The following is a 26,503-nucleotide window of genomic DNA, read 5'->3' on the forward strand; positions in this document are numbered from 1 at the left end:
TCGCAATAACCTAAATGTTTTAATTTTGAAAGGAGGAAACGACATTATGTTGCTAAAGCAAGGGGAATTGGTATTATTTCAAGGTGATAGCGTGACAGACGCGGGACGCAATAGGAATGATGGAAACGACCTGGGTTTTGGGTACCCCATGTTTATAGCATCGTGGTTTTCTGCTATGTACCCTGATTAGGCGTTCGCTTTATAAACCAGGGGGGTAAGTGGCGACAGGGTAAGGGACCTTAAAGCGCGCTGGAGGCAGGATTGTCTTGACTTAAAACCTGATTAGGTTTCTATACTCATAGGAATCAACGATTGTTGGAGAAGATATGACAGCAACGATCCCACATCAGTAGAAGCTTTTGAGGCTGATTACAGGTATATATTGGATCAACTAAAGAAAGAACTGGATTCTAAAATTATAATTTTAGAGCCTTTCGTGCTTCCCATATCAGATGATAGGATGCAATGGAGAGAAGATCTGGACCAAAAAATACAAGTAGTAAGAAAGCTGGCAAGGGAATACAGTGCCTTTCTCATACCTTTGGACGGTGTTATGGCTCAGGCCTGTACCAGGAGGGAACCAGAATTTTGGGCGGCAGACGGCGTACATCCGATGGTAAGGCTAGAATTTGCCTATGTTGCAGAAAATCTACTTTTAAGAGGTGGTTATAGGAAAACCCATTTTCAAGCTGATCAGACTACATTACAATCAGTTTCCCAAATAGGGGAGGTTTATAATAAGCCAATTGAGACTTTAACAATCAGCAATTACAAAACGTTTACTCCTTCTATTGTATGGGATAGAAAATTTGAATCATCACCCGAAACTTTCTACTTTCAGGAATCTATTCTCCAATCTTTGATAAGGCAACATCTATCAGTTAATAATAATCTCCAAAACTTTTTATTTTCTGCTGGCTTGATTTCTTTTAAGGCGGAAGATTTTGAGGTTCTCGGGGAAAAAGCTTTATCTGAAGGCTACATAGATATCCTCATGAAGGATCGTATGCCTGTAGGCTGTTCTATGAAGATTATTTTAGAAATTAAGACTGGAAACGCAAAATATAAAGATATTGAGCAAGTACAAAACTATATTAGAGAAATGGGTCCAGAATGCATAGCGGGAGTACTTATAGCACAAAAATTTTCAAAAAAACTCAAAGAAGAATGTGAAAGTATAGGAATAAAACCTTTTATTTACACTTTCGGTCAGATTGAAAAGTCACGCAAATATACTTTAGAAGACTTGAAGCGAAAGCTTCAAATTTTTAAAGTCGATCCATAAAAGGTAGGGAGGAGGAAAATATTGTGAACGAAGTTATCAACGCCATTAAATCCCGAAGGAGTATAAGGCGGTTTAAGCCCGAACAGGTAAGGGATGAAGAAATAGAGGCCATTATCGAAGCAGCAATCCATGCTCCCAGCGGCCACAACGAGCAGCCTTGGCATTTTACCGTCATTCAGAATAAAGATCTCATCGACCATTTCAGCAATGTCACAAAAAAAGCCATGGCCGAATCTAAAGTCCCATGGATAGCCGCACTAGGCAAAAATGAGAAATTGCATCTTTTTTATAACGCACCGACCGTAATAGTAGTATCGGGCAAAAAAGGTTCTTATTCACCTCTTATCGATTGCAGCGCCGCCACTCAAAACATGCTGCTTGCAGCTCACAGCCTGGGACTCGGAGCGTGCTGGATCGGCTTAATAAATTTGATATTTAAGATGGAAGAAGAGGTGAAAAAACTCTCGCTGCCACACGGCTATGAGCCTTACTTTGCAGTGGCCTTGGGTTACCCAGACCTGGAAAAACCACCGCGTCCCATAGAAAGGAAAAAGGATGTAGTAAATTACATAAAGTGATAAAAAATCCACCCCCAAACTTTGACAGTTTGAGGGTGGATTTTTTGCTTAATAATTTTCGTACATATCTTCCAATATCTTCAAAATTTCTTCTCTTTCCAATTGCCGCGGAACAAAACTGTAGCAAGGATCTTTAAACACCATATCAACCGTACCCAATAAATCTTCTTTAGATATCCCAAGCTCTCTAAGCGGCCTTATTCCCAACCCCTTCATGAACCTTCTTATGGCTTGAGCAACCTTTTCGCCAATTTCTTCGCCACTTTCCCTGCCTGAAAAATCAAGGCCCATCGCTTTGCCCACAATCTTTACCCTAGATGCATCCACCGTAGCGGCGTATTTCATCACTTCGGGTAGCGCCAGAGCACATGCTTCGCCATGGACTACATGGAACTTCGCACCTATGGTGTGAGCTATGGCATGTCCTAAGTGTACTAAGGCATCGTTAAAGGCTATACCTGCAAAATTGCTAGCGAGAAGCATATTTGCTCTTGCTTCGATGTTGGCACCATCTTCGGCAGCAACCGGCAGATACTTAATTATTTTATTAATCGCATCAAAGGCAAGAAGCTGCGATTTAGGATTAGGCAGTTTTGCCGTAATAGCTTCAGCCGCATGGGCGAATGCGTCCATCCCTGTATGGACAGTGGCATCCTTTGGCAAGCTTACAGTAGCTTCGGGATCTAATATTCCAAGGGAAGCTACTCCAAAGACAGAGTTTTTAGCATTATTTACAGTATCTGTTATTACAGCGACTCCCGTGCTTTCGCTTCCGGTACCGGCTGTTGTCACCACCATCACAACGGGAACGCCGGGCTTAAAAAAGGGATTCCCAAAATACCGGTTTATGGGCGGCGGATTATTTATAAGTATATTTATGCCTTTAGCCGCATCCATTACGCTTCCTCCACCTACAGCCACTATCCCGTCAACTTTTTGCTCTCTTGCCACTTCTCCGCCTTTATTGACTATATAATCCGGAGGATCAGGTAATATTTCATCAAATTCTACAAAGCTTATGCCAGCATCACTTAGACTTTTTTTGCACTTTTGGTAAATATCAAGATTTGACACAGTTTTATCTGATACCAGGAGCACCTTCGAACATCCTAGTTTTTTGACTTCGTCGCCCATAAGACTTACAGTTCCTCTTCCGTAAATAATTGGACACAATTGGGCGTATCTCGAATAGGATAACAACATCTCAGATTTCCCCCTTTTTAGCTTCATTGATATTTTACAAATTATACGCTGCCAAAAAGCCAGCCTCTATAGCATTTCTTATTTTCCCTGCTTTTTCTGCATCTCCCAATATAAAGACCTTTTCAAAGCTGCTTTTTATCTCTTCAACCAAGTTTTTATTCGGTATCCTCCCAAGAGACAGCACCACGTAATCGAATTTGCAAACGACTTTTTCTTGAGTTTTCGTGTTCTCAAAAATCACTTCATTTCCATTTATCGCAACAAGTTTGTGGTTTGGATTTAGCTCTACATTATATGCTTTCAAATGACCTAAAACATCTATTAAATTCTGGAAAAATAATCCGGGTCCGATTTCATCTAGCATTTCAAATACACTGACCTCATTTCCTTTTTCCGCGAGGTAATGAGCGGTTTCAAGCCCCGTCATTCCAGATCCAACTACTGCTACTTTTTTACCGGATATATATACTTTCTCACCTAATATATCTTCTGCTGTAAATACGTTTTCGCTTTCGATGCCGGGAATCGATTTAGGTATTATGGGCTCTGAACCTTGAGTTACAAACACCGCGTAGGGGTTAAGTGCCTTTAATTCATCAATCGTCGGCATCGCATTAAATCTTACCTCTATATTTTCCTTTTCAATCTGAGAGTTAAAATAATCAATGAGCCAATTTATCTTCTCCTTTTTGGGAGGCTTGCTTGCAAGGTTCAACTGTCCGCCTATTTTATCGGTCCTTTCAAAAATCACCGGCCTAAACTTCCGTTTCGCCAGTATTCTTGCTGCCTCAAGCCCCGCAGGCCCTGCGCCTATTATAGCTACAATCCTACCTTCCCCATCCTCCTTAAGTTGATTTAACTCCCATTCGCGGCCACTTTGGATGTTTATGCTGCACTGGCAAGGCATTCCTGTTATATCGGCACCAATTAAGGTTTCCATACAATAAAGGCAAGATATGCACTTTCTTATTTCATTTACTTTACCTTCCATTGCCTTATTCGCCCATTCCGGATCAGCAAAATGCTGTCTTGCGGAACCCGCAAAGTCGATCTTACCTTCCCTTATCATTCTGTCTGCAAATTCGGGGTCCCTTATTACTGAAACTCCTATTACTGGGATGTCCACGGCTTTCTTTATCGTTTCAGCAAGATATATCTTCCATCCCTGCTCGTAAGAGGTCGGTTCCCAGGACACATTCATTGTTTCATAGATACCGCAACTTATATCCAGTGCATCCACGCCAAGCTCCTCAAGCCTCTTTGCTATTTTTACCCCATCTTCTAGATGAAGCCCTTCATTTGGAAGCCCCACCTTCTCCAAAAATTCATCGACCGTCAATCTTACAAGAAGTGGAAAATCTTTTCCGCACTTTTCTCTAATGCCAACTACTATTTCTTCTAAAAACCTCATCCTGTTTTCAAAACTCCCGCCGTACTTGTCAGTCCTTTTATTTGTATATGGACTCAAAAACTGGTTTATTAAATATCCGTGCGCTCCATGGACTTCAACTCCGTCGAATCCGGCTTTCTTTATTCGAACTGCAGCATCTACAAATTTTTTTACCATTTCCTCGACTTCTTCCGTACTCATTGCCCTCACGGGTTGATGCACGACTTTGCATTCCACCTCGCTCGGTGCCGCCATCGGCATATTTCCGTTTATCGCAGAAATTCCTTGCCTTCCCGGATGATAAATCTGAGCCACAATCTTCGCACCGTATTTGTGCACCTCATCGGCCAGAGCTCTGAGACCGGGTATAAATTTATCGTCATACGCACACATCTGCCTGGTGTTACCTTTGCCCCTCTCGTCTACAACCATACATTCGGTGATAATGAGCCCTACTCCACCTTTTGCCCTAGCCGCGTAAAATTGGATGTCCCTTTCCGAAACAGTTCCATCGGAATTTGCGAGGGCGTTTCCCATAGCTGTAAAGACGACCCTGCTTTTTGTTTCCATAGTCCCTATTCTGCCGTGAGAAAACAAGTTTTTAAACATACCCTTCCCTCCTACTTTGTTAATGTTATAACTATCCCATTTCAATATATATTTTAGCCAACATAAAACCTCTTGCCTAACATAAAGTAGTTGTATTAGCTACAATCTTTTTTTGACCGTAAAGATATCCTTTCAAAGGCCTTGATACCTTTAAATCCATATTGTAAAATTTCAGTAGTAGACCAAGAAGCGAGGGTGATGAAATGGAAATCGATATTACTTCTCTTAAATATTTCGTGCTTATATGCAAAAATAAGAGCTTTTCCAAAGCTGCAGAGGAACTTTTTATAACCCAGCAGGCTGTAAGCAAGCGCATCCAAAAGCTAGAAAAGCAGTTAGGCACACAGCTTTTTGAACGTACACCCCGAGGCGTCACTCTTACGGAAACGGGTAGGTATGTCCTTTCGAGGGCGGAACTTCTTGTCAAAACTTATGATGAATTCATTTCCGATGTAAAAAGTAAAATAGACCAAGAAAAAACAACGATAAAAATAGGGTTTGCCCCTGGCACTCTCCAAATTTTAGGGGTCAAGGCAATAATTGAATTCGAGCAAAAAAACCGGGATATCCACATTGAAATAGCAGAATTTTCCGATATAGACTGTGAAGCTAATGTATTAAACGGAACTCTAGATCTAGCTTTGACAGTAAAACCTAAAGACCTGAGCAATTTTATCTATAATCCTCTCATAAGGGAAAAATTAATCGTTACAGTCAATAAAGCCAACCCTCTTTCATCTAAAGAAAGTGTAAGATTTGAGGACCTTAAAAACGAAAAACTGATACTATTGAGCGATACTTTTCGGATCCAACCAGTTATCCTTGAACATTTTGAGAAAGCGGGCCTTGTTCCAAAAATTTACTTTAAATCAAGCCACGATTTGAAAGTCGCTTACGACTTTGTGGAATTGAACCAGGGCATTTTTATATTTGTGGACAAACTAAAGCCTCCCCACATAGAAGAATATAAAAATATAAAGGTAATCCCCATTGATGATCCCACAGCTTACTGGGATGCCGGATTTATAGTAAAAAAGGGAACAAAGATTAGCAAAGCTGCGAAAAGGTTTATAGATTACTTCATAGACAAATAAAAAACAAGTCAGAAACTATTTTTTAATTACTTTCTTATTTCCTAAACCTTTTGAATCAAAGTTGCGGGACTTCTTTCCTTTATTGCTAAAAATGACATAATTATATATAATTAGGAAAAATATCAATTTTATATAGACTCACGGCAATATGTCAATACCCTAAAACTGGAAAATAAAATTATCAGGGCAAAAAAAGACAATAATATCTCTAGTCAATTAGTATAAAAAAATGGCACAGAGAAAGATCGGATAAGTTTTAAAAACAAAATTAATTCTTCACCGCTGGTGCTTTTGCACCTCCTGATACTTGGTCTGATAATAGGCCTTGTATTCCTCGTTGTGCACCCGCAACGAGTTTGCAGCCATGACCAAGTAATAGCGGAGGTATTTGTTCCCGCTCTTTGTCAAACGACGCTCTTCGGCGCCAAAATTGCCCGACTGATACCGGGTCCAGGTGAGGCCAGCATACTGAGCAAAAGAGGCTTTGTTCTTGAAACGCTTGATATCGCCTATTTCAGCGATTATCCCTGCAACCGACACCTCACCTAAACCCTTAAACGTAGTGAGAGTTTGAGGAATAGCCCTAAGCTCTCTAGAAATCACCTTATCAAAGCTTTTAATCTGCCTTTTGAGATGCTCAATGTTTTGAAAAGTTAAAGAAAGAGCTATCTCGCAGGCCTGCTGCATTTTATGAAAGAATCTTCAAATAATTATTATAAAAAATTTTAACTCAAGGGAACTTTTTGGCAACATAAAACGACTATATTTATAGAGGGAAAAATTCCATGTGAAAGATGCAGAATGGCTTGCAACTCTTTTAACGGTAGGGCTTTTAAATGGAAGCTTCATCCCTCCTCAAGCAATTCGAGAATTACGAGACCTTACAAGATACCGTAAAAGCAATCTCAAAAAAACTGGTATTGAAAAACACCTCCAAAGCTGTGGTTTTAAGCTCTCAAATTTCCTCACAGACATATTTGGCGTATCAGGGAACCATAATAGACCATATAGCAGAACACAGCAGTATAACCGTTGAAAAAGTTGAAAGTTATGTAAAAACAAGGGCACGTAACAAACTACAAGAGATAAAACTATCGGTTCAACGGCAGAATGAACAGGCACCAACGGAATTTTTTAAAGCTGCTGCTTAAACATTTAGATGAAACCTATGAACATCTCCGCGAAATCGGAGAAAACATTAAAGTTATAGTCCTTCAATCGGTTTAAGTTTTGATTTAATTTATAAAATTTTCCATTTGGTACCTTGTAGCATTGGTTAGATTATCATTGCTTTTTTTCTGGTTTAATGATTAGCATATTCTATTTGTCAATGTTCAAAATCATTTTTGAACGTAACCTATTTTCTTGCTAAACACTAAGACAAAGGCTGCATAGACCATTTTTTTCGTGATGGTCATTTTTTTGTCTTTTTGGGCCTCCAATTCTTTTTTTATTCTGAACCACACCTCATCTTCGATATGTTTACGTGTCTATTATAAAAAAATTTTATTCTAAGGGAACTTTTTGGCATCATAAAACGACTATATTATAGAGGAGAAAGATTATGTTGACCAGCAATAAAACTTTTTAAGGAGGCGATACCCCTATTTTTTAAGTAAACACGGGTAAGGGGTAAGAGCTATGAAAGGTTAGCATTCGAATAAGGGTATCGAAAAAATTAAATGTTTTACTTTAATGCGGGAGGGATTAAAAGTGAAATTATTAAAAAAATTATCTATAATGGCTTTTCTATTCGTGTTTTCTTTAAGTAACGCATTAGCAGTGCCTTTTGATAAAAACTTACCAATTACAAAAGATGATAGAATTATATTGAAATATCAAATAATTATTCCGCCTCAATTAGGTTCTGATAGGGAAATAGGAGTGGAATATGTAGATCCGGGTTACGGAACCGTAAAAATAGAAGATGTTTTAACAAACGAAGTTGGATATATTGATGGGACTCTAAGGAAAAGTTTTACCAACTTCGAAACTTTTAAATATGCTTCAATATTGATAATTAAGGCAGTGCCTGGTCTTGGGGATATATATAGAAGAGGTGAAGAAATATACAATGCGTTAAAGGCTATTTATACGGATTTGTCAAAAATAGACCCTTACAAGAGAGTAGAAACGGAAACAAAGTACACATACAGGGATTTTTACCATGACCTATGTGTTTGGGACTACAGCAAAACGTGGAAAAATGTGGGCTATAGCCTGAGCAGATATTATTATAAGTATTACAAGATATGGTATTTTAACACGGATATTGGCGAATTTAGATGGAGGGATTATGCTTTTAGTCATCAAAATGATTACCCCCCTGAAGTTATAGCAAAAGCTCCAAATTATATGAAATACAATGTGTTAAGTCAATTAGCATACGAGGCATGGATAATGGGGAGGAAATATTATGAAACCTATTAGAAAATTAATTATCATTTATCTTCTTTTCTCTTTTTTATTGTTAACTGGATGCCAATATTTTGCCGATCCTTTCCTCCCAGACGTTTCCTTCGTAATAGACAGAATAAATTCAGGGGAAAGTGAAATAGATTATGAAAAATACATAAAAATTGAAATGTATAAATCTCGATTGCTTTTCGATCATACCACAGAAGAAGGCGGCCCGGATGATGAAGCCTGCAACCTGATATATGAATTTAGAGTAATAAATATTTCAGATGAAACTATTAAAGTAAATTTAAAAAGGTTCGTTCCTCCGGAGTTAAATCAAATAATTATTGCTGGCCAACAAACAGAAATGTTTTCACCTCATGAATATATTGTATTGAAACCAGGGGAAAGAATTCATGCCGAAGGAGGAGTATTGATGAGGCACTATAATAAACTTTCAGAAGAAGAAAAGGAGATATTCAATAAATATAAAGATACCCTTTATTTCGAGTTAAGGATCAACGGGAAGAAAGCTTACGTTAAAGTTTCTAGTTAAGACTGATTATGCTGGTCCCGGTTATTTAGACTTAAACGACTAGCACTTCCCAGCCCGCATTATTTCTTAAAAATTCTTCGTAAAATTTGTTTGGCGTTATATATTCCAGCGATTGATGGGGGCCTTTATTTATATTTTCTACATACAGCAGTTTTGGTGTAGAAGGGCTTTCATCTTTAGCAATAATAGCAAGTTTTATATATAGCTTCCTGGTATAAAAGAGGGGCTTTTAAGTATTTGGCAGGTTTTCAATTGGGAAGAATGCTTTTCTCTTCTATTTGTTATTTTATTTACCGTAAAAACATCCTTGCGCGGTAGAGCCTGTTTTTGACGGTTCCTAATGGTACACTGAGATACTTTGATATTTCATTTTCTGAAAGGTCGTTATAGTACTTCAATACTACGATCTGCCTGTAAGTTGGATTGAGCTGCTTTAAAGCGTAATCCAGATCTATCCTATTTTCAGCATCCGTAATTGTATCGAGCGAAACTTCCAGATTGGTATTCAGAGAAACTATCTTATCCATAAAGCTCTCATCTATGAGCACATACTTTGCCTTATTTCGGATAAGGTTAACGGCTTTTTTGGTAGCGATAGCTCAGACCAGCGCCTGGAATCGGGAAAGGTCCACAAGGTTTTTTTTAATATTTCGTAGGTCACCAAAAAAGCTTCCTGAACGCAGTCCTGGGCGACCAGGTACGCCGACCTGTAAGCTTTTGAAAAATACCTGCGGTAAAGGTTCTCGAAAAGGTCCAAATTTTCCATTTTAAAATACCGCCTTTTTGAAAGAATCTTTAAATATTATTATAAAAAATTTTTCAATTAAAGGAAACTTTTTGGCAACATAAAACGACTATATTATAGAGGCGAAAGATTATATTGACCAACAGATTATGAATATATTTTGCTCTAGTTTAAAAGCTCAATTGAAAAAACAAAAAAAACTTTAAACCGGGATTTTTGGGACACAAAGGGACACCTTCTGAATCTGAATGAGGTTTGGGCAAATCTTTGGTTACATCTAGAGGGATAAATTCTTCGATGTCGATGTAATCGTTAAGCATCTTTAATTTATTGTTGCTGGTTGCTATCTGGAAGTCATTGCATAGGTGAAAAATAGTTATCTATTTATATTTCTCCAAAAGGGTCCCCTCCGGTTGAGAGTTTTTCAAAATGAAATATTCTTCATGAGGTGAAGGGAGCCCTTCTTGTAATTAGGTAAAAAAACCCTAATTTTTTTTACTTAAATAAGGAGGATTTTTTAAATTTATAGAGAATATATATAATATATAAGTTTGTTGGCTCAATAAACTTATTGTTAATCGTTATTTAAGAAAAACAATGTAGCTAAGTTTTTGAAGGTCTTTAGTTTAATCCTTTTCTTAGGATACGTAGAAGCTGTGATTATTGTTAAAAGATGGTTTGGTAGCTTCTGACCGTTAACAGGGAAATCTAGAAAGTCCTGATTTTAAATTTAGAAGGAGGAAAATGACATGGAATACTTCAAAAATGTACCACAAATAAAATATGAAGGACCAAAATCAAACAATCCATATGCATTTAAATTTTACAATCCAGATGAAATAATAGACGGAAAACCTTTAAAAGAACACTTGCGTTTTTCAGTAGCGTACTGGCACACATTTACAGCTAATGGGACAGATCCATTTGGAGCACCTACAATGCAAAGGCCATGGGACCATTTTACTGACCCTATGGATATTGCCAAAGCGAGAGTAGAAGCAGCCTTTGAACTATTTGAAAAACTCGACGTACCATTTTTCTGTTTCCATGACAGAGATATAGCTCCGGAAGGAGAGACATTAAGGGAGACGAACAAAAATTTAGATACAATAGTTGCAATGATAAAAGACTACTTAAAGACGAGCAAAACAAAAGTATTATGGGGTACAGCGAACCTTTTTTCAAATCCGAGATTTGTACATGGAGCAGCTACTTCCTGTAATGCAGATGTATTTGCATATGCAGCAGCGCAAGTAAAAAAAGCCCTTGAGATAACAAAAGAACTTGGAGGACAGAACTATGTATTTTGGGGTGGAAGAGAAGGATATGAAACATTACTTAACACAGATATGGAATTGGAACTTGATAACTTAGCAAGATTTTTGCACATGGCAGTAGAATATGCACAAGAGATAGGATTTGAAGGGCAGTTTTTAATTGAGCCAAAACCTAAAGAACCGACAAAACACCAATATGATTTTGATGCAGCAAGTGTACATGCATTTTTAAAGAAGTACGACCTTGATAAATACTTCAAATTAAACATAGAAGCGAACCATGCGACACTTGCAGGACATGACTTTCAACATGAATTAAGATATGCAAGGATTAACAACATATTAGGCTCTATAGATGCAAATATGGGAGATATGCTTTTAGGATGGGATACAGACCAATATCCAACAGACATACGAATGACAACCCTTGCGATGTACGAAGTCATAAAGATGGGAGGTTTTAACAAAGGTGGACTTAACTTCGATGCGAAAGTAAGGCGTGCCTCCTTTGAGCCAGAAGATTTATTTTTAGGGCATATAGCGGGTATGGATGCATTTGCAAAAGGATTCAAAGTAGCCTATAAGCTTGTTAAAGATGGTGTATTTGATAGATTTATAGAAGAAAGATACAAAAGTTATCGAGAAGGCATAGGAGCAGAGATAGTAAGTGGGAAAGCGAATTTTAAAACTCTTGAAGAATACGCATTAAACAATCCAAAAATTGAGAACAAATCAGGCAAGCAGGAACTACTGGAGTCAATATTAAATCAGTATTTATTTAGTGAATGACGGAGGGCTAAAATATGTATTTTCTTGGGATAGATTTGGGTACATCAGCTGTAAAGATAATTTTAGTAGAGGAAAATGGAAATGTAATAGGAAGCACATCAAAAGAATATCCAGTATATTACCCTCAGCCAGGCTGGTCAGAACAAAACCCTGAAGATTGGTGGAATGCCACAAAAGATGGCATACGTGAGTTAATAATTAAAACTGGTGTAAAAAATGATGATATAAAAGGCATAGGGCTAAGTGGACAAATGCATGGCCTTGTGCTTTTAGATGAGAACAACAATGTACTATTGCCTGCTATACTTTGGAATGACCAAAGAACGCAAGAGGAATGTGATTATATTACCCAAACATTAGGTAAAGAAAGATTGACAAAATACACAGGGAACAAAGCTTTAACCGGATTTACAGCCCCAAAGATATTATGGGTAAGAAAACATCGCCCTGATGTATATAAAAAGATTCATCATATACTTTTGCCTAAAGATTACATCAGATTTAAATTGACAAATGAATATGCAACAGATGTATCAGACGCATCAGGTACATTGTTATTTGATGTAGAAAATAGAAAATGGTCAAAAGACATGCTAGATGCATTAGACATACCTTATAATTGGATGCCAAAATGTTATGAATCTACGGAGGTAACTGGATATGTCACAAAAGAGGCAGCAGATTTGACAGGATTAAAAGAAGGGACAATAGTTGTAGGCGGAGGAGGAGATCAAGCAAGTGGAGCAGTAGGGACAGGAACAGTAAAAAGTGGCATAGTATCAGTTGCACTTGGCACTTCAGGAGTTGTATTTGCAAGTCAAGACAAATATGTAGTAGATGAAGAAAACAGATTACACTCTTTCTGTCATGCTAATGGCAAATGGCATGTAATGGGAGTAATGCTCTCAGCAGCCGCTTGTTTAAAATGGTGGATAGATAACATAATCAACTTTAATGGTTCTTCTATAACATATGAAAAGCTTTTAGAAGAAGCAGAAAAAGTAACACCAGGCAGTGGTGGATTAATATTTCTGCCTTATCTCATGGGTGAGAGGACTCCACATAGTGACCCTTATGCAAGAGGAAGTTTTATAGGATTAAACATGACTCACAAGAGAGAACACATGACAAGAGCAATACTTGAAGGTGTAGCATTTGGGCTTAGAGACTCACTTGAGATAATAAAAGAACTCAATATACCGGTAAATGAAGTCAGAGTAAGCGGTGGCGGTGCAAAAAGCGTATTGTGGAGACAAATACTTGCAGACATTTTTGGTGTCAGAGTAGACATGGTAAATGCGACTGAAGGACCAGCTTTTGGCGCAGCAATAATGGCAGCAGTAGGATATGGTATATTTAAAGATGTTGAGGAGGCATGTAGTACACTCATCAAAGTGACTGATAGTGTGTATCCAATAGGAGAAAATGTAAGTAAATATGATGAAATATATGCTATCTACAAGGACTTGTATTACTTACTAAAAAATACATTTAAAAGAATCTCAAAAAATAGTTAAAAGGGGGTGTCCAAAAATATCACAAGACAAAATCTTTTACAGCAAAAATATTATAAAAATATATTATTTTGAGGAGGAGAATAAGTATGTCATGGAAAATTTCCAGAAAAATTGTTTTACCACTTATAATGGTGTTAATTTTGACATTTGTATTTTCTGGATGTGCTACTACATCTAACAACCAGCAAAGTACTACTTCTACAACAACTTCTTCAGATAATGCTAAAAATACAGAAACAATCAAAATAGGCTTCAGTATGGATAATTTGGCTTTGGAAAGATGGCAAAAGGATAGAGATTTATTTGTAAAAAGAGCGAAAGAATTGGGAGCAGAAGTTTTAGTGCAATCTGCTAACAGTGATCCACAATTGCAATATTCACAATGCCAAAATTTAATTGCTCAAGGGATAAAAGTTTTAGTTATACTTCCGACTGATGGTAGTGCTATTGCGCCTATAGTAGAAGAAGCGCATAAAGCAGGTGTAAAGGTTTTAGCCTATGATAGATTAATAATGAACTCTGATTTAGATTATTATGTATCTTTTGATAATGTTAAAGTTGGAGAATTACAAGCAGAAGCAATTACTAAATTAGTACCCAAGGGTAGGTATTTCTTGCTTGAAGGTTCTCCGACAGATAATAATGCAAAACTATTTTATGAAGGGCAGATGAAAGTATTAAAGCCACTAGTTGACAAGGGGGATATTAAAATTGTAGGAGAACAATGGGCTAAAAATTGGGATACCAACGAAGCCTATAAGATTATGCAAAATGCGTTAACAGCTAATAATAATAAAATTGATGCAGTTGTTGCCGCTAATGACAGTACTGCATTGGGAGCAATCAGAGCTTTAGAAGAACAGAAATTAGCTGGAAAAGTGCCTATTTCTGGTCAAGATGCTGACTTAGCAAATTGTCAGTTGATTGTGGAAGGCAAACAAACCATGACTGTATATAAGCCAATCGTATTAGAAGCTACAAAAGCGGCTGAAATGGCAGTTGCTATGGCGAAAGGAGAAAAAATTGAAACAAATGGAACTGTAAATAATGGAAAGATAGATGTACCTTCTGTTTTGGTAACTCCTATTGCAGTTGACAAAAATAATATGTTTGATACGGTTATAAAGGATGGGTTCCAAAAGTTAGAAGAAGTTTATAAGAATATTCCCAAAGACCAATGGCCTAAACAATAAAAAATTGTAGGGGAATGAAATCATTCCCCTACTTATGCGTGCGCCCGGCATGGGCGATAGCTAGGCGGTGAAAGTCCGCTGTGGGCTTGGTAGTGGGAACCACTAGCCAAGAGCAAGGGTGTCCATCGTGAGGTGGAATCTGAAGGAAGCTTAAGGCAAAATCTCGGTCTGATGAACAAGAACCAGATAAGAGGCTGAATTGGGATGGATGAGTTTGCGTAACAAAACGAAGTCCAACACTACCCGAATCCCATACAGTAAATCTGGCAGATATATGAGATGAAAGTTATCGTTCTTACCCGGGGAGGTCTCAAGGATAAGTCACTAAAGTGAACTCTGAAGTGACAACCCATACAGTGATGTATGGTTGAACCTTGAGAAGTCAGCAGAGGTCATAGTACTTATCTAGTCATGAATAGATAAGGAAGGGCCGAACGTTAGGAGGTTTTGGAAATCTTATGGACTCGAAAGATATGCAGAGACTGCAGACAACTCAACAAAGAGGCTATCCGTTGAATAGAGAAATGGAATTTCAAAAGACAACGGAAGTGCATAGTATATCATCGGCGTCAAAAGATAGAAGAAACGATGTACAAAGATATACCAGCAAGATGCTTGAAATGATAGTAGAACGAGGAAACATGAGAGCAGCATACAAGCGCGTTGTTGCAAATAAAGGAAGCCATGGAGTCGATGGGATGGAAGTAGATGAACTTCTACCGTATCTCAAAGAAAACTGGGCAACCATAAAACAACAACTGCTGGAGGGGAAATACAAACCACAACCAGTGCGAAGAGTAGAAATTCCCAAACCAGATGGAGGAGTAAGACTACTAGGAATACCTACAGCACTAGATAGGCTAATACAACAAGCAATAGCCCAAATACTAAATAGAGTCTACAACCATACATTTTCTGATAGCAGTTATGGATTTAGACCAGGACGCAGTGCAAAAGACGCAATAAAAGCCGCAGAAGCATACATAAATGAAGGGTACACATGGGTTGTAGATATGGACTTAGAAAAGTTCTTTGACAGAGTAAACCACGACATAATAATGTCCAAACTAGAAAAGCGGATAGGAGACAAAAGGGTACTAAAGTTAATACGAAGATACCTAGAATCAGGAGTAATGATAAACGGAATCAAAGTATCAACAGAAGAAGGAACACCCCAAGGAGGGCCATTAAGTCCCCTATTAGCAAACATAATGTTGGACGAACTAGACAAAGAACTTGAAAAGAGAGGACACAAATTCTGTCGATACGCAGATGACTGCAACATATATGTAAAAAGCAGGTCTGCAGGAAACAGAGTAATGAAGAGCATAAAGAAATTCATAGAAAGCAAATTAAAACTAAAAGTCAACGAAGCAAAAAGTGCTGTAGATAGACCATGGAGAAGAAAATTTCTTGGATTTTCATTCTACACAAAAGAAAACGAAGTAAGAATAAGAATCCATGAAAAATCCATCAAAAGGTTTAAGGAAAAAGTAAGAGAAATAACCAATCGGAACAAGGGAATAAGCATGGGAAACAGAATAAAAAGACTAAATCAAATAACAACAGGATGGGTCAACTATTTTGGATTAGCAGACGCAAAAAGCATAATGAAAACCCTTGACGAATGGATAAGGCGAAGACTAAGGGCATGTATATGGAAACAATGGAAGAAGATAAAAACGAGGCATGATAATTTAGTAAAACTAGGAGTAGAAGAACAAAAAGCCTGGGAATACGCCAATACAAGGAAAGGCTACTGGAGAATATCCAATAGCCCAATCCTAAATAAGACTCTTACAAATAAATACTTTGAAAGCATAGGTTATAAGAGTTTATCCCAAAGATATCTAATTGTACACAATTCCTAATGAACCGCCGTATACCGAACGGTACGTACGGTGGTGTGAGAGGACGCTGAATAAAATAATTATTCAGCTCCTACTCGATTTAACAATGGAGGGTTAATATGAGTGAATATATTTTAGAAATGCGTAATATTACAAAAGATTTTGCAGGAGTCAAAGCTTTAGATAATGTTTCTCTTAAAGTAAAGAAAGGAGAAATTCATGCTCTTTGTGGAGAAAATGGTGCAGGAAAATCTACATTGATGAAAATATTGAGTGGTGTATACCCTTATGGTACTTATTCTGGCGAAATATTTTATAATGGTGAAAAATTGATTTTACATTCAATTAAAGATGCTGAAAGAAAAGGTATAGCTATTATATATCAAGAATTAGCTTTAATTAAGGAGCTTTCAGTAAAAGAAAATATTTTTATAGGGAATGAACCAAATAAAAATGGGATAGTTGATTTTGATCAAATGTATATCGAGACGAAAAAAATTTTGCAACAATTTAATCTTGATATTAATCCAAATACGTTAGTAAAAAATTTAGGTGTTGGACAGCAACAATTGGTTGAAATTGCGAAAGCATTATCGAAGAATGCAAATTTACTGATTTTAGATGAACCGACATCTTCTTTAACAGAATCCGATGTAGAAATCTTGTTAAATATTTTAAAGCATTTGAAACAAAATGGTGTTACCTGTATTTATATTTCACATAAGTTAAATGAAGTAATGGAAATAGCTGATACTGTTACTGTAATTCGGGATGGCAAAACAATTGGAAGTGATGATGTTAAAAATTTAACACAAGAAAAAATTATAAATATGATGGTAGGAAGAGAGTTATCGCAACTTTATCCCAGAGAAGAACACTCGATAGGCAAAGAGATATTTGAAGTAAGGAATTTTAATGTTTTTGATATCAAAGTTCCTAATAGAAGAATAGTAAAAAATGTTAGTTTTAGTCTCAGAGAAGGAGAAATATTAGGAATTGCAGGGCTTATAGGGGCAGGGAGAACGGAACTTGTCTCAAGTATTTTTGGTTCATATCCTGGGAAGTATTCAGGTGAAATATATTTAGAGGGTAAAAAAATTATTATTAAAAATCCAAATGATGCATTAAAACATGGTATTGCGATGGTACCAGAAGATAGGAAAAGACTTGGGCTTATAAGCTTAATGTCAGTAAAGGAAAATATGACTATATCAAATATAGAAAAATATAAAAGTATACTTGGTACCATAAATGAGAATGAGGAACTATTAGATGTAAAAGATTATGTAAAAAAGTTAAGCATAAAGACACCACGTCTTAATTTACCTGTTAAAAATTTAAGTGGTGGGAATCAACAAAAAGTGGTACTTGCAAAAAATTTATTAAGAAAACCTAAGATATTAATTTTAGATGAGCCGACAAGAGGCATTGATGTTGGTGCAAAATATGAGATATATAAATTAATGTTTTCACTCGTTCAAGAAGGAATTTCAATAATAATGATTTCTTCAGAATTACCAGAAATACTTGGCATAAGCGATAGAATAATTGTAATGCATGAAGGCGAGAAAAAAGGTGAATTTGAAAACAAAAATGTAACACAGGAAATGATAATGCAATGTGCAATAGGAGGTAAGGAATGATGGTAAAGCCTAAAGATAATGAATATAAACAATATGTATCAAAGCTTGGAATTTTGAACATAAATATGAAATTATATACTATGCTTATAGCATTAATAGCTATATGGGCTATATTTTCAATAGCAACAGATGGCAATTTTATTACACCAAGAAACATATCTAATCTTTTAAGACAGGCAACCTCTACTGGGATTTTGGCTATTGGAATGGTATTTGTAATCATTGCAGGTCAAATAGATTTATCAGTCGGTTCTTTACTTGGTTTAACAGGTGGTATTGCGGCTATTTTAAATGTTTGGTATCACGTAAATGGGATAGTTTCTATTTTGGTAGCTTTAGCAATAGGCGTGATAATTGGATTATGGAATGGATGGTGGGTTGCTTATAGAAACGTTCCGGCTTTTATTGTGACACTTGCAGGGATGCTTGTGTTTAGAGGAATTCTAATCGGTATAAGTAAAGGATATACTATTGCTCCTTTGAGCTCAGATTTTCAATTTATAGGGCAAGCTTATTTAACACAAAATAGCGGATATTTACTGGGGATTATAGCTGCTTTTTTGATAGTTTATTTAGTGTTAAATAGCAGAAAAACAAAAGCTAAATATAATTTAGATATTCCTCCATTAGGAATTGATATTTTAAAAATGACTTTTTTAATAATTCTCGTTGGTTTATTTGTCTTTATTTTAAATTTATATCAAGGTGTCCCGTTATCCGTATTGATTTTATTGATATTAGCGTTAATTTTCTCGTACATTTCTTCTAAAACTGTGTTTGGAAGAAGAGTATACGCTATTGGTGGTAATGTTGAAGCTGCTAAATTATCAGGCATTGATGTCAAAAAGATTACTCTAATTTTATTTGCTATAAATGGTTTGCTTGCTGCATTTGCAGGAATACTACTAACTTCAACGTTAAATGCTGCATCTGTTTCTGCAGGGCAAAATGCGGAGTTAGATGCAATTGCTGCTAGTGTGATTGGTGGTGCTAGTCTGAGCGGTGGAGTAGGGACAGTGTTTGGAGCGGTTATAGGTGCGTTAGTTATGGCAAGTATAGATAATGGAATGAGTATGCTTAATTCTCCACCATTTTGGCAATTTGTTGTTAAAGGATTAATTTTACTTATAGCTGTATGGATAGATGTGGTATCTAAAAATAAATAGTGATATAATTAATATATGGAAAATAAAACAATGAAAATGGAATAAAAAGGTGAAGAAATGATAACAGCGGATCAATTATTAGTTAAGCAAATAAATAAATCAATAGTGCTCAATACCATAAGAAAAAAAGGGAATATTTCAAGAGCGGATATTGCACATATTACAGGTTTAAACAAGTCAACTGTCTCTTTCCTTGTTGATGAACTTATAAACGAAGGGTTTGTAAGGGAAGAAGGGCCTGGTGCATCAAAAGGTGGTAGAAAACCAATCATATTAAGCATCAATAACAATGCTGGCTGTATAATAGGTATTGATTTGGATGTAAACTATATATTAATTGTTTTGACTGATTTAATGGCAAATGTCATTTGGGAAAAGAAAGTCGATATAAAAATTGGTGAAAGTCAACAGGCTATTATTGAGCGTTTAATAGAATTGATTGACGAAGCAATTTTAAATGCACCTAACACTATTAGGGGAATTTTAGGTATTGGGATTGGTGTGCCAGGCATTGTGGATTACAAAAAAGGCAGTATATTGATGGCGCCGAATTTAAAATGGCAGGATGTGCCTCTTAAAGAAATCATAGAAAATAAATTCAAAATTAAAGTACACATAGATAACGAAGCAAATGTAGGAGCAATAGGTGAGAAGTGGTTTGGCACTGGAATTAAATACAACAATTTCGTATATGTAAGTGCTGGAATTGGTATTGGTACAGGAATAATAATCAATGGAGAACTGTATAGAGGGACAGTAGGGCTGGCAGGAGAAATGGGACATATGACAATAAATATACATGACCATCAATGTAGTTGTGGAAATACAGGTTGTTGGGAAAATTATGCATCAGAAAAAGCACTATTCGATTATATACATACACAGTTGATAATGGGAAAATCTGATAATTATATAAATAAAGATAATTTTAATACACTTAGTGCTCTTGATATTATAAATTATGCTCAAAAAGGAAGCGAAATAGCAGTAGAGGCTTTAAAAGAAATTGGAAGGAAATTGGGTGTGGGAATTGTCAATGTAATAAATACATTTAACCCGGAACTTGTGATTATTGGAAATACGTTGTCTTTAGCAGGAGATTTGATTTTGGATGAGGTTTTGAAAGAAGTAGAAAAAAAGTGTCTTGTGTATAGATATTATAAAGTAAAAATCAAAACCTCTAAACTTCAATTTCATGCAGGAGCAATTGGAGCAGTATCGCTTGTTATTTCAGAGTTGTTTGCATATCCTGGACTTTAATTATATGAGGTGTTGACATGGAAAAATTAAAAGCAATTATTATAGGGCCAGGGAATATTTTTAATAAAGCCTATTTGCCTTTCATATTTAATTTAGATGAACTAAATATATTAGGTATTGCTGGAAGAAACAAAGAAAAGCTCCAAAAATATAAAGAAAGATATGGTTGTGATGTTTACACAGAAATAGACGTTGTGATAAAACAAAAGCCAAATTGTGCTTTTGTACATGCATCCACAGATAGCCATTATGAAATAGTAAGAGAACTACTAAAAAGCGGTATTCACGTATATGTTGATAAGCCTATAACTGAAGAGATAGATAAGACAAAAGAACTTATAGATTTGGCTATGGACAAATCTCTTATTTTGAAGGTAGGTTTTAACAGAAGATATGCGCCTATGTATCAAAAAGCCTTAGCTTTGTTTGAAGGCTTAAAACCTGAATTGTGCATTATGGTGAAAAATAGGAATAATGACATCAAAAATAGTGTTAAGTTTACACTTTATGACGATTTCATTCATATAATAGACACTTTATGCTATATAGTTAAAGATGTTGATGACATAGATGTAAATATTTCAAAAGAAAGAGATTCATTAAAATCCATAGAAGTAGTATTAAAATCTAATAGTTCTACAGCGATAGGAGTCATGCATAGAAATGGCGGAAAAGATTATGAAAGGTTAGAGATACACGGGCATGGCAAAAGTGCAGTTGTGGAAGACATGGAAAGTATAAGAATAATGGAAAATGGCAAAATATATGTGCATAATATTGAAAGCTGGGATACTATATCTTATAGAAGAGGTTTTGAGACTGCTGTAAAAAGCTTTTTAAAGGACGTATTAGAAGGGAATTATGCAAATGACGAATTAAAATGTACTTTAAAATCTCACGAGATTATAGAGGAAATATTAAAAAAGGCAGTATAAAATCAGGGCACAAAAAGCCCTGATTTTATAATAATTAAATCACGTGAAAAGTTATAAAAAATTTTTATTTTTATTATTGACAAAATGTCATTTTTATTTTATTATATAGTTAAGCGTTTTACTAAAACGTTAAACCAAATTTAATAGGTGATGAATTTATGGCTGTAACAATAAAAGATATTGCAAAACTAGCGAATGTATCAATTACAACAGTATCGAGAGTTATAAACAATAAAAGTGAAGGGGTTAGTGAAGAAACTAGAAATAGGATTCTTCAATTAGTAAAAGAATTAGGGTATCAACCTAATGCAATAGCACGAGGCTTAGTTACTAAAAAAACTAAAACTATCGGCCTTATAATTCCTGATATTTCCAACCCATTCTTTCCTGATATTGCCCGTGGTGTAGAGGATAGTGCTCACATTTACGGTTACAACGTCTTCTTGTGCAATACAGATGACAATTTGGAGAAAGAAAGCGAGTATATAAATGCACTAAAAGAAAAATATGTCGATGGTATAATATTTACCAGCAGTTCTATTCCTAAACATGAACACATTATGGAACTTGTCAAGAGTGGTATTCCTATTGTCATAATGGATAGACGTGTTGATTCTGAAGACATTTACGGAGTTTTTCTTGATAACTATGAAGGTGGTTACATTGCGACAAAACATCTCATAGATTTAGGGCATAAAAAAATTGCGTGTATAACGGGACCGCTTTATACAAAAAGTGCCAAAGAAAGACTAGAAGGGTACAAAAAAGCATTAGTAGAAAATGGTATGGATGTGGATGAAAGGTTGATATTTGAAGGAGATTATAAGATAAACAGTGGAATAATTGGAACTGAAAAATTGTTAGGTAATAATGAAAATGTTACAGCTATTTTTGCCTGCAATGATTTAATGGCGTATGGAGCGTACAAAACAATACGTTCATATGGGTACAAGATACCAGATGATATTTCAATAGTAGGGTTTGATGATATACAGCTTTCTCAAATACTAGAACCACAATTAACTACTATAAAGCAACCTGCATATGATATGGGACTGGCTGCTGCTCGAATGCTAATAAAACTTGTAGAAGGGAAAAAGTTAAAGAAAAAAATTATTAATTTTAGACCACAGTTGATAATACGCCAAAGCACAAAAAATATTGGCTAAAGGTGGTAAAAAAAGATGGAGAAGATAGTTGTTGTTGGAAGTATTAATATGGACGTTGTGATACGAGTTCCGCATATTCCTGTAGTTGGTGAGACAGTTATTGCTTATGATTTAAAAAATTACGGCGGTGGTAAAGGCGCAAATCAAGCGGTATCAATTGCAAGGTTGGGTGGAACGGTCTTTATGATCGGCAGAGTGGGAAATGATGAATATGGTAAGAAATTATATGAGGATTTAAAAAATGATAGCGTTGACATTAAAGGAATAGAATTTGATTACGAAATACCGACGGGTACAGCTTATATTAATGTGAGTGAAAGAGGAGAAAATAACATAGTTGTTTATCAGGGAGCAAATAAAAGGCTTAATATAGAGCAAATAGAAAAACACGAAGATATTTTTGATGAAGCAAAAATGTGTGTAATTCAGTTAGAAATACCAGTTGAGACAGTAGAATTTGTAGTGGATTTATGTTACCGAAAGGGTATAAAAGTCATATTAAATCCTGCACCAGCATGTGAATTGCCTGATACGCTCTTAGAAAAGGTTTATATTTTAACTCCAAATGAAACAGAATTAGCTCTTTTATCTAGAAGTAAAACAGAAACAATTGCAGATATAAAAAAGGCCTCAAAATATTTGCTGGACAAAGGAGTTCAAAACGTTATAACAACTATTGGAGAAAAAGGAAGCTTTTTTATCAATAAGGATACAGAAAAACTATTTGATGCGATCAAAGTTACTGCTGTTGATACAACAGCAGCAGGTGATTCATTTACAGGAGCATTAGCAGTGGCATTAAGTGAAGGGAAGAACATTGAAAGTGCAATAGAATTTGCTACATACGTAGCAGCATTAACGGTTACTAAAGAAGGCGCTCAGTCATCCTTGCCTTATAGAGATGAGGTAGAAAAATTTATTAAAGAAAGGGGTTATAACAAATGAAAAAGACATATTTGCTGAATAGTGAAATTTCAGAAGTTGTTGCAAGATTAGGGCATACAGATTTGTTGGTGATTGCTGATAGTGGATTACCTATACCAGATGGTGTTAAAAGAATTGATATTGCTTTAACAAAAGGGATACCGAGTTTTAAAGATACATTAAATACGGTACTTACTGAGTTGGGAGTAGAAAAAGCATATATTGCGAAAGAAATGATAGATAAAAATAACGATTTATACCTATACCTTCTCGAGCTATTTGGAGAAAAGCTAATAATTATTAGCCATGAAGATTTAAAGGCAATGTCAAAAAACGCTAGAGCTATTATTAGGACTGGTGAATATAAGCCATATGCAAATATTATTTTAGAGTCAGGTGTGGAATTTTAACAATCCAAAGGGGGGAATAATTTTTGGAACCCGTTTTAGAGATGAGGAATATAACGAAAAAGTTTGGCAATGTTAAAGTTCTGGATAATGTGAGCTTAACCCTTTATAAAGGTCATGTCTTAGCTTTATTAGGTGAAAATGGGGCAGGAAAGTCAACTTTGATGAAAATTCTCTGCGGCATTTATGAGAAAAATGAAGGAAGTATTTATATAAAAGGGGAAGAAGTAAATATAAGAAATGTCAAAGATGCTGAAAAATATGGCATTGCTATGATTCATCAAGAGCTCAATCTTATACCATCACTTAGTGTTGCTGAAAATATTTTTTTAGGGAGGGAATATCTAAAATCATTTAACGCTATAGATTGGAAAAAAATAAAGCAAGAAGCTGCTAAAAAGCTTAGCGAATTGGGTATGAATATAAACGTTAATAGACTGGTAAAGTACTTGAGTGTTGGAGAACAACAAATGGTTGAAATAGCTAGAAGTTTATTGATGGATGCTGAGATATTAGTAATGGATGAACCAACTGCTGCTTTAACAGAGGCAGAGACAAAGAAATTATTTGAGGTCATAAGATCGCTTAAATCAGAAGGTCGAACTATTATTTATATATCTCACAGAATGAATGAAATTTTTGAAATTTGTGATGACTATATTGTTTTAAGAGATGGACGCTTTATTTCTCAAGGTAAAATTAACGAAGTTACACGTGATGAGTTAGTTACAATGATGGTTGGAAGAGAACTAAAAGAACAATATCCTCGTGAATCTGTTCTGCTGGGAGAGGAAATATTGCGAGTAGAAAATCTTAGTATGAAGGGTTTATTTGAAAATATTAATTTCACAGTCAGAAAAGGTGAAGTAGTAGGGTTTGCTGGTTTGATAGGTGCAGGAAGAACTGAAGTGGCCAAAACAATATTTGGTTTTTATAAGAAAACCTCAGGTAAAATTTATCTTGAAAATGAGGAGCTAAAGATAAATAATCCAAAAGATGCTATTGATAATGGAATAATATATTTATCTGAAGATAGAAAAAATGACGGTTTGATATTAAAGCATACTTTAAAAGAAAATATGACGCTTTCAGCATTAAAAAGTATTTCTGATTATATAGGCACTATTTACCATTCTAAAGAAAAATATTTAGTAAACCAGATGATTGAAAAATTAAACATTAAGACCTCTTCAATAAATCAAAAAATATCTAAACTGAGTGGAGGAAACCAACAAAAAATTGCTATTGCCAAATGTTTATTGACAAATCCTAAATTAATTATTCTTGATGAACCAACTCGAGGCATTGATGTTGGAGCAAAAAATGAAATATATAAATTGATTAATAATTTAAAAAAGCAAGGTATTGGTATAATTTTAATATCTTCAGAATTGCCAGAGGTTTTGAATATTAGCGATAGAATTATTGTAATGCATGAAGGAAGGATAACAGGCGAAATACTTCATGAAGAAGCGACAGAAGAAAAGGTAATGTTAAAAGCTGTAGGAGGGGAATGAGTTGAATTTACCGGAAGAAAAAGTAACAAAAATAAATATTAGTGAATTTTTACTCAAAGCAAAATCTTTGATAGGCTTAGTAGGGTTAATCGTTGTATTTTCAATATTATCACCAAGATTTTTAGATTATTATAATCTTACAAATGTTTTAAGACAGACTTCCCTAAATGCAATAATGGCTGTGGGTATGACGTTTGTAATATTAACAGGTGGAATAGACTTATCTGTAGGTTCTATATTAGCCTTTTCAAGTGCAATTACAGCTGGCATGTTAAAAGACGGTTCTCCATTAATTATAGCGGTATTAGCAGGTTTAATAATAGGTACCGGTTTAGGATTTTTTAATGGTTTTGTCATAATTAGATGGAATATACCACCCTTTATTGCGACATTTGCCATGATGACAGTAGCAAGAGGTCTAACACTTGTATATACCAATGGACAACCAATAACGGGTTTAGGTGCGGCTTTTGGTTATATTGGCAACGGTTATATTGGGCCGATACCTGTACCAATAATTCTTACGGTTCTTATCTTTGCGATAGGTTATTACATTTTAAAGAATAATAGACTTGGAAGATATGTCTATGCTACAGGGGGCAATATACAGGCTGCTAAATTGGCTGGTATTAATACTAACAATATAATTCTATTTGTGTATTCTTTAAGTGGCTTTTTAGCAGCAATAAGTGGTTTAATAATTACTTCAAGGTTAAATTCCGCAGCTCCAACAGCGGGACAGGGTGCTGAACTTGATGCCATAGCTGCGGTTGTACTTGGAGGTACAAGTTTATCAGGTGGCGAAGGGGGAGTAATAGGTACTCTGATAGGTGCTTTGATAATAGGCATTTTAAATAATGGCTTAAATTTACTTAACGTTTCGCCTTTTTATCAGCTTATAGCTAAAGGTGCAGTAATATTACTTGCTATAGCATTAGACAAAAAAGAAAGTAGATAAAGGGGGTGTTTTAGGAAGGTTTTAATTGAAAAACAAAA

Annotated in this window: 20 protein-coding genes and 3 pseudogenes; 19 read left to right on the forward strand and 4 right to left on the reverse strand. The window is 35.6% G+C overall.

Annotated features, from left to right (window positions below):
* Positions 1-46: 46 nt before the first annotated feature.
* Positions 47-613, forward strand: a pseudogene (locus TETH514_RS13105) (SGNH/GDSL hydrolase family protein); the annotation flags it as partial.
* Positions 614-1,308: 695 nt separating this feature from the next.
* Positions 1,309-1,863: a nitroreductase family protein gene (locus tag TETH514_RS00735; protein ID WP_003868252.1), complete on the forward strand. Its 555-nt coding sequence runs from the start codon at positions 1,309-1,311 to the stop codon at positions 1,861-1,863.
* Positions 1,864-1,911: 48 nt separating this feature from the next.
* Here the strand turns inward: TETH514_RS00735 and TETH514_RS00740 are convergent, their stop codons facing one another.
* Entirely contained in the window at positions 1,912-3,066 is a 1,155-nt protein-coding gene (locus TETH514_RS00740; protein WP_003868251.1) for an iron-containing alcohol dehydrogenase, read from the reverse strand.
* A gap of 34 nt (positions 3,067-3,100) precedes the next feature.
* A complete protein-coding gene (locus tag TETH514_RS00745) occupies positions 3,101-5,065 on the reverse strand; it encodes an NAD(P)/FAD-dependent oxidoreductase (protein ID WP_003868250.1) in 1,965 nt (654 codons plus the stop codon).
* Positions 5,066-5,268: 203 nt separating this feature from the next.
* On the opposite strand from TETH514_RS00745, the gene TETH514_RS00750 reads away from it, so the two are divergent.
* Positions 5,269-6,159 carry a LysR family transcriptional regulator gene (locus tag TETH514_RS00750; protein WP_003868249.1) on the forward strand — a complete coding sequence of 297 codons (891 nt, stop codon included), beginning with the start codon at positions 5,269-5,271 and terminating at the stop codon, positions 6,157-6,159.
* 282 nt (positions 6,160-6,441) lie between these two features.
* On the opposite strand, the pseudogene TETH514_RS00755 reads toward TETH514_RS00750, so the two are convergent.
* Positions 6,442-6,849: pseudogene (locus TETH514_RS00755) on the reverse strand (IS110 family transposase); the annotation flags it as partial.
* A gap of 85 nt (positions 6,850-6,934) precedes the next feature.
* Here TETH514_RS00755 and TETH514_RS12155 point away from each other — a divergent pair.
* The 3 genes and pseudogenes from TETH514_RS12155 to TETH514_RS00770 form a co-directional block, all read left to right on the forward strand.
* A pseudogene (locus TETH514_RS12155) lies at positions 6,935-7,359 on the forward strand (IS110 family transposase); the annotation flags it as partial.
* 513 nt (positions 7,360-7,872) lie between these two features.
* On the forward strand, positions 7,873-8,589 hold the full coding sequence (locus TETH514_RS00765; protein ID WP_003868247.1) for a hypothetical protein: 717 nt from the start codon (positions 7,873-7,875) through the stop codon (positions 8,587-8,589).
* A complete protein-coding gene (locus TETH514_RS00770) occupies positions 8,576-9,115 on the forward strand; it encodes a hypothetical protein (RefSeq protein ID WP_003868246.1) in 540 nt (179 codons plus the stop codon). Before TETH514_RS00765 ends, TETH514_RS00770 begins: the two co-directional genes overlap by 14 nt.
* Before the next feature lie 290 nt (positions 9,116-9,405).
* On the opposite strand, the gene TETH514_RS12160 is transcribed toward TETH514_RS00770, so the two are convergent.
* Complete coding sequence (locus tag TETH514_RS12160) at positions 9,406-9,711, reverse strand: RNA polymerase sigma factor (RefSeq protein WP_081448158.1); 306 nt, start codon at positions 9,709-9,711, stop codon at positions 9,406-9,408.
* Positions 9,712-10,609: 898 nt separating this feature from the next.
* Between TETH514_RS12160 and xylA the strand changes: the two genes are divergently transcribed.
* The 13 genes from xylA (at position 10,610) to TETH514_RS00835 (ending at position 26,465) form a co-directional block, all read left to right on the forward strand.
* Positions 10,610-11,926 carry a xylose isomerase gene (gene xylA, locus TETH514_RS00775; RefSeq protein ID WP_009051955.1) on the forward strand — a complete coding sequence of 439 codons (1,317 nt, stop codon included), beginning with the start codon at positions 10,610-10,612 and terminating at the stop codon, positions 11,924-11,926.
* Between the two features lie 14 nt (positions 11,927-11,940).
* Positions 11,941-13,443, forward strand: coding sequence for a xylulokinase (xylB, locus tag TETH514_RS00780; RefSeq protein WP_009051954.1), 1,503 nt, complete (start codon positions 11,941-11,943; stop codon positions 13,441-13,443).
* An 86-nt stretch (positions 13,444-13,529) separates the two neighbouring features.
* Positions 13,530-14,636 carry a D-xylose ABC transporter substrate-binding protein gene (gene xylF, locus TETH514_RS00785; protein WP_003868242.1) on the forward strand — a complete coding sequence of 369 codons (1,107 nt, stop codon included), beginning with the start codon at positions 13,530-13,532 and terminating at the stop codon, positions 14,634-14,636.
* A 458-nt stretch (positions 14,637-15,094) separates the two neighbouring features.
* Positions 15,095-16,507 carry a group II intron reverse transcriptase/maturase gene (ltrA, locus tag TETH514_RS00790; protein WP_009051953.1) on the forward strand — a complete coding sequence of 471 codons (1,413 nt, stop codon included), beginning with the start codon at positions 15,095-15,097 and terminating at the stop codon, positions 16,505-16,507.
* A gap of 98 nt (positions 16,508-16,605) precedes the next feature.
* On the forward strand, positions 16,606-18,129 hold the full coding sequence (locus tag TETH514_RS00795) for a xylose ABC transporter ATP-binding protein (protein ID WP_009051952.1): 1,524 nt from the start codon (positions 16,606-16,608) through the stop codon (positions 18,127-18,129).
* On the forward strand, positions 18,126-19,295 hold the full coding sequence (locus TETH514_RS00800) for a sugar ABC transporter permease (RefSeq protein ID WP_009051951.1): 1,170 nt from the start codon (positions 18,126-18,128) through the stop codon (positions 19,293-19,295). Before TETH514_RS00795 ends, TETH514_RS00800 begins: the two co-directional genes overlap by 4 nt.
* A gap of 57 nt (positions 19,296-19,352) precedes the next feature.
* On the forward strand, positions 19,353-20,555 hold the full coding sequence (locus TETH514_RS00805) for an ROK family transcriptional regulator (RefSeq protein ID WP_009051950.1): 1,203 nt from the start codon (positions 19,353-19,355) through the stop codon (positions 20,553-20,555).
* Between the two features lie 17 nt (positions 20,556-20,572).
* Positions 20,573-21,490 carry a Gfo/Idh/MocA family protein gene (locus TETH514_RS00810; RefSeq protein WP_009051949.1) on the forward strand — a complete coding sequence of 306 codons (918 nt, stop codon included), beginning with the start codon at positions 20,573-20,575 and terminating at the stop codon, positions 21,488-21,490.
* A gap of 158 nt (positions 21,491-21,648) precedes the next feature.
* The gene (locus TETH514_RS00815; protein ID WP_009051948.1) at positions 21,649-22,659 is read left to right on the forward strand and encodes a LacI family DNA-binding transcriptional regulator; all 1,011 of its coding nucleotides are present in this window, start codon (positions 21,649-21,651) and stop codon (positions 22,657-22,659) included.
* Positions 22,660-22,674: 15 nt separating this feature from the next.
* Positions 22,675-23,604, forward strand: coding sequence for a ribokinase (rbsK, locus tag TETH514_RS00820; protein ID WP_009051947.1), 930 nt, complete (start codon positions 22,675-22,677; stop codon positions 23,602-23,604).
* The gene (gene rbsD / locus TETH514_RS00825) at positions 23,601-23,993 is read left to right on the forward strand and encodes a D-ribose pyranase (protein ID WP_009051946.1); all 393 of its coding nucleotides are present in this window, start codon (positions 23,601-23,603) and stop codon (positions 23,991-23,993) included. The genes rbsK and rbsD overlap by 4 nt, the downstream gene beginning before the upstream one ends.
* A gap of 23 nt (positions 23,994-24,016) precedes the next feature.
* Complete coding sequence (locus tag TETH514_RS00830) at positions 24,017-25,507, forward strand: sugar ABC transporter ATP-binding protein (protein WP_009051945.1); 1,491 nt, start codon at positions 24,017-24,019, stop codon at positions 25,505-25,507.
* A 1-nt stretch (position 25,508) separates the two neighbouring features.
* Positions 25,509-26,465 (forward strand): ABC transporter permease, encoded by a 957-nt coding sequence (locus tag TETH514_RS00835; RefSeq protein WP_004399903.1) that lies wholly within the window; start codon positions 25,509-25,511, stop codon positions 26,463-26,465.
* Positions 26,466-26,503: the final 38 nt, after the last annotated feature.

It is taken from the genome of Thermoanaerobacter sp. X514 (genome assembly GCF_000019065.1).
GTDB classification, from domain to species: Bacteria; Bacillota; Thermoanaerobacteria; order Thermoanaerobacterales; family Thermoanaerobacteraceae; genus Thermoanaerobacter; species Thermoanaerobacter pseudethanolicus.

Excerpts from the sequence above, each read along its gene's own strand:
- TETH514_RS00800 (WP_009051951.1), top strand. The coding sequence starts at position 18,126 with ATGATGGTAAAGCCTAAAGATAATGAATATAAACAATATGTATCAAAG.
- TETH514_RS00810 (WP_009051949.1), top strand. The coding sequence starts at position 20,573 with ATGGAAAAATTAAAAGCAATTATTATAGGGCCAGGGAATATTTTTAAT.
- ltrA (WP_009051953.1), top strand. The coding sequence starts at position 15,095 with ATGGACTCGAAAGATATGCAGAGACTGCAGACAACTCAACAAAGAGGC.
- xylA (WP_009051955.1), top strand. The coding sequence starts at position 10,610 with ATGGAATACTTCAAAAATGTACCACAAATAAAATATGAAGGACCAAAA.
- TETH514_RS00795 (WP_009051952.1), top strand. The coding sequence starts at position 16,606 with ATGAGTGAATATATTTTAGAAATGCGTAATATTACAAAAGATTTTGCA.
- TETH514_RS00740 (WP_003868251.1), bottom strand. The coding sequence starts at position 3,066 with ATGTTGTTATCCTATTCGAGATACGCCCAATTGTGTCCAATTATTTAC.
- rbsK (WP_009051947.1), top strand. The coding sequence starts at position 22,675 with ATGGAGAAGATAGTTGTTGTTGGAAGTATTAATATGGACGTTGTGATA.
- TETH514_RS00815 (WP_009051948.1), top strand. The coding sequence starts at position 21,649 with ATGGCTGTAACAATAAAAGATATTGCAAAACTAGCGAATGTATCAATT.
- xylF (WP_003868242.1), top strand. The coding sequence starts at position 13,530 with ATGTCATGGAAAATTTCCAGAAAAATTGTTTTACCACTTATAATGGTG.
- xylB (WP_009051954.1), top strand. The coding sequence starts at position 11,941 with ATGTATTTTCTTGGGATAGATTTGGGTACATCAGCTGTAAAGATAATT.
- TETH514_RS00770 (WP_003868246.1), top strand. The coding sequence starts at position 8,576 with ATGAAACCTATTAGAAAATTAATTATCATTTATCTTCTTTTCTCTTTT.
- TETH514_RS00745 (WP_003868250.1), bottom strand. The coding sequence starts at position 5,065 with ATGTTTAAAAACTTGTTTTCTCACGGCAGAATAGGGACTATGGAAACA.
- rbsD (WP_009051946.1), top strand. The coding sequence starts at position 23,601 with ATGAAAAAGACATATTTGCTGAATAGTGAAATTTCAGAAGTTGTTGCA.
- TETH514_RS00750 (WP_003868249.1), top strand. The coding sequence starts at position 5,269 with ATGGAAATCGATATTACTTCTCTTAAATATTTCGTGCTTATATGCAAA.
- TETH514_RS00805 (WP_009051950.1), top strand. The coding sequence starts at position 19,353 with ATGATAACAGCGGATCAATTATTAGTTAAGCAAATAAATAAATCAATA.